This is a genomic window from Planktothricoides sp. SR001, assembly GCF_001276715.1.
Taxonomy (GTDB): Bacteria; Cyanobacteriota; Cyanobacteriia; order Cyanobacteriales; family Laspinemataceae; genus Planktothricoides; species Planktothricoides raciborskii.
The window spans coordinates 26,133-32,353 of sequence record NZ_LIUQ01000051.1 but is presented as its reverse complement, the minus strand read 5'-3'; the positions used below and the strand labels follow the sequence as shown (position 1 = coordinate 32,353).

Genomic DNA, 6,221 nt, shown 5'->3' with positions numbered 1-6,221 from the left:
CTACACCCTACACCCTACACGACGGCGGCTTCCCCCTACACCCTACACCCTACACCCTACACCCCGCTCCCATGCAAATAACAAATAACGAATAACAAAATTAACCGATCTTCCGTTTACGGTTCGGTAAGATTATAATCTTGGATGTTCTATCGCCGAAAAAAATTGCTTATGGCTCGGTACACTAGCTTTTATCGTATTGCCTGCGATCCAGACCGTCTTGGACTATTGGTGGCAGATATTTTGCAGTCTTGTCATTTTCATATTCTTTATGAAAGTGATGATTACATCATGGCTAGAGAAATCTCAGCCGATGTGCCATTTTCTAAGCTAGTCACCGTAGAAGTTACCCTAACAAAAAAATACAAATACGATGAGGAAGTCCGGATGAATGTGGTAGTAAAAACTGATGCTTTACCTTTGCACGCAGATAATCATTGTCGGCAAATCTTTGATTTGATTTGCGAGGTGATTCACGATACTAGGCAGTGGCAAATTCTGGAACAAGCAGTGGGATAAAATTAAAAGAGAATGATATGAACGAGCCTCTCTCATTGATTGGATCGCAAACCCTGTTTAAAAAATTGGTTTAATAGGAAGTAGAGACGTTATCGCTAACGTCTCTACATAAAATCAGAAAGATGGTTCAAGGTGGCTAATTTTTCTGGGTTGTGATTGGTGAAAGTAATTTTGCCCGCCGCAATAGTAAAGAATTGGTGACAACACTCACGGAACTAAAGGCCATCATTGCCCCGGCTGTTGAGGGGCTGAGAATGATGCCCCATTGGGGTAAAAGTAGCCCCGCCGCAATGGGAATTCCTAGGGTATTGTAGACGAATGCCCAAAATAAGTTTTGGCGAATTTTGTTAAAGGTGGCGCGACTGAGTTGGATAGATTTCACTACATCAATTAAGCTGTTACGCATTAACACAATGCCCGCAGTTTCTACGGCTACGTCGGTACTGCCATGTAAGCTAATGCCAATGTCCGCTTGGGCTAAGGCTGGGGCGTCGTTGATGCCGTCGCCAACCATTGCTACTATATGACCGGCAGTTTGTAAGGTGCCGATCGCCTGGGCCTTGGCTGCGGGAAGGACACCGGCAAATACATCATTTTCCTCAATTCCCAGTTGTTGCGCGATCGCCTGGGCAGTTTCGGCGCGATCGCCGGTCAGCATGACGACCCGCAAACCCATGTCCTGTAAATTTTTTACGGTTTCTTTAGCATCCGGTCTAAGTTGGTCTTTGAGGGCAATGCATCCTCGCAGTTGATTTTCCAGGGCAACATAGACCAAGGTTTTACCTGAGAATGACTCATTTTCTGACTCATTTTCTGACTCATTTTCTAACTCATTTTCTACAGGTTCTAAGGTAATCCCATGCTGTTGTAACCATTGGGCAGTCCCCACGAGAACCTTTTCCCCGGCAACGGTGGCAGAAATCCCTAAACCCGGTTCGGTATAAAAGTCTTTAGCATCGAGAAGCGGTAAACCTTGCTGTTCGGCGGCTTGTAAAATTGCGATCGCCAGGGGGTGATTTGTCCCTTGTTCCGCGCTGGCAGCCAGTTGCAACAGTTTTTCCTGACTTTTCGCCCCTTCGCTAACTTCCCCTAGTAAAATACAATCTGTCACCACGGGATAACCAGCGGTGAGGGTGCCGGTTTTATCAAAAATTACGGTATCTAATTGTTTGACTCGTTCGAGAATATCTCCGCCGCGAATCAGTAAACCCTGTTCTGCCCCCACCCCAGTCCCGACTAAGATCGCGGTGGGTGTGGCAAGACCGAGGGCACAAGGACAGGCAATGACTAGGACGGCGATCGCTAATTTTAAACTTAATAATAGCGGTGAGGGGTGAACGGGCATTTCGGCGACATGGGTGAGGGAATGCCCCACAGCGATCGCGTCTGGCCAAATTTTGCTGCCTGCAAAGTACCAGAATAAAAAGGTGAAAGTGGCAATGGTCATTACCCCATAAGTAAAATAACCGGCCACTGTATCGGCTAATTGTTGAACTGGGGCTTTGCGAGTTTGGGCTTGTTCTACCAAACGGATAATTTGGGCCAGGGTGGTGTCCGACCCGGTACGAGTGACCCGGAAGGCGATCGCCCCGGACTGATTCAAACTCCCCCCGGTGACTATATCTCCTGGTTGTTTGGCTACGGGGATAGCTTCCCCAGTCAGCATCGATTCATTAACGCTGGTATTGCCGAGAACCACTTCCCCATCTACGGGGATTTTTTCTCCGGGCAATACTTGCAAAAATTCCCCAACTCGGACACGGTCGGCGGGAATTTCTATGGCGGATGCGGGATTTTGCAGGGTTTGGGCGTCGGCTGATTTGCCCAAAAGTCGGGCGGTGGTTGGTTTGAGGGTCAGCAATGCTTGTAATGAAGCAGCGGCGCGGTGTCTCGCCAGTTTTTCCAGGGTACGACCGAGGAGGATGAAACCCAGTAACATTACAGGTTCATCAAAGAAACATTCCCAGCCGAGTTTTGGATAAAGCAGGGCAACGGTACTGGCAAAATATGCACTCAAAGCGCCCAAACCCACTAAGGTGTTCATGTTGGGGCTGCCATGCCACCAACCGCGCCAACCGTCGAGGACGATCGCCCGTCCGGGAAGTAATAGGGCGGCGGTGGCGAGGCCAAAATGAAACCAAATTCCCCCCAGCCAAGGGAAATGAACGATATGTCCGACGCCAGAAAGGACGATCAGCAAGGCAGCGATCGCTAGTTGGGCAATAGTGGCGCGAATTTCTTGCTGTTGGCGTTTGATGACTTCCGTGTAGGGGCGATCGCCCATTAGTGGATTAAACGCCGGACGCGGTTGGGTGGGAAAACCCGTGGCGGTGAGGCGATCGGCCAGTTCCACGGGGTTGACTGCCCCGACTTGGCATTCCACCGCAGCCATTTCCGTCACCAGGTTCACACAAGCAGAAATCACCCCAGACTGTTGGGTTAACTGACGTTCCACCGCTTTGACACAGCCCGCACATTTCATTCCCCCCACGTCCAGGACGATGGTTTCTACAGGAATTTTTAGATTTATTTCCGAATTATTCACCATTAAATTTGCAAATTTGCGATATTTTGCGATCGATTTAAGTTTCTATTGCAGTTATAGCAACCTGCTAATTATAGATGCAAATCATCTAGAGAATTTGACGATAAAATTTTAAGGGTAATCCGGTGCGCCGCTTCACATCAATTACGGTTTTATAGTCGCCCCTTTGTTCGCGTTCGTTGACAATTTTCATGGCTACAGCAGAGTCAAGTCCGCAAGCGACTAACTCGGAAATTGAATGGGTATTTAACCGCCGCCAAGATAAGTCTAATTCTTTTTTATAGTCGTAAGTAAAGGTAATCAACGGGGTAATTCGCTTGACGGTACTTTCGGGAATTCCCACCAAGTCGGTTAATTCCTCTGGGTCGGTAAAAATATAGCCTTCATTGCGTAAAGCTTCAATATCATTGGCATAGACAATGGGCAGTTCTAATTGATAAACCAGTTCGTTTTTAGAACATTGATTGATGTCAAGTTTGTCCCGCAAACCGGCAATTATTGACGAGGTTACTGCATCCTCTGGTAAGGGCAAGTGCTTGGGATAGGTTTTAATCAAAAAGGGTTTTCTGAGATAAAATGCTAACCCAATTTGCGTCAACCAAATCGGCAGAAACCAGGGCGTTTCTGTTAAAAATAATGCCCCCCCGGTTAACGTTAATCCCAAGGCGATCCAAGAGTTGGTCTTGGTTTTTTCCCCGGCAAAGGCGATCGCCAATCCGCCAAACCCTGGAACCGCAGACCACCAGACCCATTTGGGAATTTGTTGAAACCAATTTGAATTATTTTGTGGCACTTTCACTTAATCTATTTGATTCGCTATATTCTACAAGTTATTTAATAATTTTTGGCGTTTTTCTTCATATTCTTCCGCCGTAATCACTCCTTCCTCATATAATTTTTTCAATTCAAATAAGGTTTGGGTAACCCGATCAGCAGAAAGTCCGGGCTGGGAATTGCTGTAATTCTGAGGCAGCATTGACCAATTATATTTTCGGTTAAAGGCTTCTTCAGATGTGAGGACTAACCCAATAAAATCAAAAATTGCTAAAATCGCCGGAATAAATGTCCAACTAAATAGGAAGTATAGCAAACCGGCTACATTATTTCCTAAGTAAAATTTATGAATGCCAATCCCACCTAAAAAAAAGGCAAGCAGAGCAGCAACCCATTTATTTTTCATAACCTTTCCTTGCAACTGTCAGTGATTGATTTTGGACACACTCCCGATGGTGCGGACGAAGCATTGGTGACTAAATCTTTGGCAGCCAATTAAAGATGATGGCGGCCAATAGTCCCCCCTCTACTTGATTTTATTAAATTTGCTTGATTTAGCTAAAAGAAAATAAATCCCCAGCAGACCAACGGGAATTTCCAGAATAATAAAATAACTTTTTAACAGAACAGATAGTCCGGTGGCGGAAGTTAAAGAAAACGCCAAGATGCCAAACCCTGCGTAGGGGATAAACCGCCAGAAGTTTAGATAGGCTTGGGTTAGGGGATGATGGGAGTCTGCCATATTGTTGCGCGACCAATTCTATATAAGTAGGACTTACGCAAATTGCTTTATACAACTGTTATTCAACCCTTTTAGGTTGGGGTGAGAAAGCGCGATCGCGCCCTACCAGATATAGAGGTAATGCGTAAGTCCTAATAATAATATTGTGACGCTCAACTGGCTGAAACGTCAAGGGATCCCCCCTGGGCGGTAGGGGCTGGGGGGATGAGGGGCTGGGGGCTGGGGGGCTGGGGAGAGTGAATAGTGAATAGTGAATAGTGAATAGTGAATAGTGAATAGTGATAATTCTTTTGTACGGGCGTCCTTGCGAAGCATAATCCGTCAGGCTATATGGCCAGAAAGCCCCTACGACTTTTCACTTTCCCCGCGCCCCTGCGGGAATCAAAGGATTTGCTGTTAAGCCTTGGTTTTCCTATTTTGATTAGCTAGTTTTGATTAGCTAATCTGACCCAAAAATTCATTTTTATTTCACGGTTGTTTCATTTTTATTTCATTTTTTGCCAATAAAAAAATTGCCTAAATTCAGAAAAAATTTGTGTTAGATTTATAGCAGAATAAAACCAGAATCAAACTTGAGTAGGGCATCGGTAATGGATCTCGTTAGTAGTATATTAATTGCTTTTGGTTTATCCGCAGATGCTTTTGCGGTGTCTGTGAGTAGTGGCATGACCCTCAAAGGGGTGAGAATTGAGGACGCCGTAAGAATTGCGACGTTTTTTGGCGGTTTTCAAGCGTTTATGCCGGTGGTCGGATGGTGGGCAGGGATGGGATTTCGCGATGCGATCGCCACCTTTGACCATTGGATTGCATTTGGTTTACTAGCTTTCATTGGTGGTAAAATGATTTATGAGGCGCTGCATCCCGATACGGATGAAGATAATGTTCGGGATACCCGCAATCTTTATACGTTATTGCTGTTAGCGATCGCCACCAGTATTGATGCGTTAGCGGTGGGTTTAGGATTTTCTTTGCTATCAATTTCTATCTCTTTGCCAGTGATTCTGATTGGTGTGATTACGTTTATGATGTCATTTTGTGGCGTTTTTTTGGGCAAAAAATTTGGCGAATTGTTTTCTAGTCAAGTAGAAATTATTGGCGGCTGTATTTTAATTTTGATTGGCACAAAAATTTTATTTGAACATCTATAATCATCGAAGCTGAAGTTTTAGGCAGAAGAATCAGAAACCGGGTTGCCTCGGCATCACCCATATGTTACGCAAAAGGGATAAAAAAGCCGGTTTCTGAGAACACTACATCAAGGAATTACGATTAACTGGAAGATTAATTTGGCTTGGGAGAATCTTTAGGTTTATCCACTTTTGTGGATGCCTTATTCATTCCAGATAACGTCCAAACCAAATCAACCATAAGTCCTTTGGCCAATGCTTTCATTTCCGCTTCAGATTCTTTCTCAAAATCTATAGAACCATTAGAATCAGAAAAATCTTGATTTCCTTCACTAGATTGCTGGTTTTGATTTATTTTTTCAGACATATTAGACATTTTCCTTTTGCTTGTTTGGAAATAGGTGATATTTCATCAGGAGGATTCAATGATGAAATTATGACTCGATCCAAGGGTTATCAGAGATTTATGCTAACCAAAAAAAGGTTTAGGTGAATTGCAACTGAAAGATACGAC

Annotated in this window: 7 protein-coding genes; 2 read left to right on the top strand and 5 right to left on the bottom strand. The window is 44.7% G+C overall.

The window, feature by feature from the left end:
- The first annotated feature begins 171 nt into the window (after positions 1-171).
- Positions 172-519, top strand: coding sequence for a hypothetical protein (locus tag AM228_RS22905; protein WP_054469274.1), 348 nt, complete (start codon positions 172-174; stop codon positions 517-519).
- Between the two features lie 136 nt (positions 520-655).
- On the opposite strand, the gene AM228_RS22900 is transcribed toward AM228_RS22905, so the two are convergent.
- The 4 genes from AM228_RS22900 to AM228_RS22885 all read right to left on the bottom strand — a co-directional run bounded on the left by AM228_RS22900 (position 656) and on the right by AM228_RS22885 (position 4,580).
- Complete coding sequence (locus AM228_RS22900; protein ID WP_054469255.1) at positions 656-3,067, bottom strand: cation-translocating P-type ATPase; 2,412 nt, start codon at positions 3,065-3,067, stop codon at positions 656-658.
- 85 nt (positions 3,068-3,152) lie between these two features.
- Complete coding sequence (locus AM228_RS22895; protein WP_054469273.1) at positions 3,153-3,857, bottom strand: helix-hairpin-helix domain-containing protein; 705 nt, start codon at positions 3,855-3,857, stop codon at positions 3,153-3,155.
- 30 nt (positions 3,858-3,887) lie between these two features.
- A complete protein-coding gene (locus AM228_RS22890) occupies positions 3,888-4,244 on the bottom strand; it encodes an NINE protein (RefSeq protein ID WP_054469254.1) in 357 nt (118 codons plus the stop codon).
- Between the two features lie 120 nt (positions 4,245-4,364).
- A complete protein-coding gene (locus AM228_RS22885) occupies positions 4,365-4,580 on the bottom strand; it encodes a hypothetical protein (RefSeq protein WP_054469253.1) in 216 nt (71 codons plus the stop codon).
- A 590-nt stretch (positions 4,581-5,170) separates the two neighbouring features.
- Between AM228_RS22885 and AM228_RS22880 the strand changes: the two genes are divergently transcribed.
- Complete coding sequence (locus tag AM228_RS22880) at positions 5,171-5,728, top strand: manganese efflux pump MntP family protein (RefSeq protein WP_054469252.1); 558 nt, start codon at positions 5,171-5,173, stop codon at positions 5,726-5,728.
- A gap of 133 nt (positions 5,729-5,861) precedes the next feature.
- Here the strand turns inward: AM228_RS22880 and AM228_RS22875 are convergent, their stop codons facing one another.
- The gene (locus AM228_RS22875) at positions 5,862-6,083 is read right to left on the bottom strand and encodes a hypothetical protein (protein ID WP_231636916.1); all 222 of its coding nucleotides are present in this window, start codon (positions 6,081-6,083) and stop codon (positions 5,862-5,864) included.
- Positions 6,084-6,221 lie beyond the last annotated feature (138 nt).

Coding starts and splice junctions, on each gene's coding strand:
- AM228_RS22885 (WP_054469253.1), bottom strand. CDS start 4,580: ATGGCAGACTCCCATCATCCCCTAACCCAAGCCTATCTAAACTTCTGG.
- AM228_RS22880 (WP_054469252.1), top strand. CDS start 5,171: ATGGATCTCGTTAGTAGTATATTAATTGCTTTTGGTTTATCCGCAGAT.
- AM228_RS22875 (WP_231636916.1), bottom strand. CDS start 6,083: ATGTCTAATATGTCTGAAAAAATAAATCAAAACCAGCAATCTAGTGAA.
- AM228_RS22890 (WP_054469254.1), bottom strand. CDS start 4,244: ATGAAAAATAAATGGGTTGCTGCTCTGCTTGCCTTTTTTTTAGGTGGG.
- AM228_RS22900 (WP_054469255.1), bottom strand. CDS start 3,067: ATGGTGAATAATTCGGAAATAAATCTAAAAATTCCTGTAGAAACCATC.
- AM228_RS22905 (WP_054469274.1), top strand. CDS start 172: ATGGCTCGGTACACTAGCTTTTATCGTATTGCCTGCGATCCAGACCGT.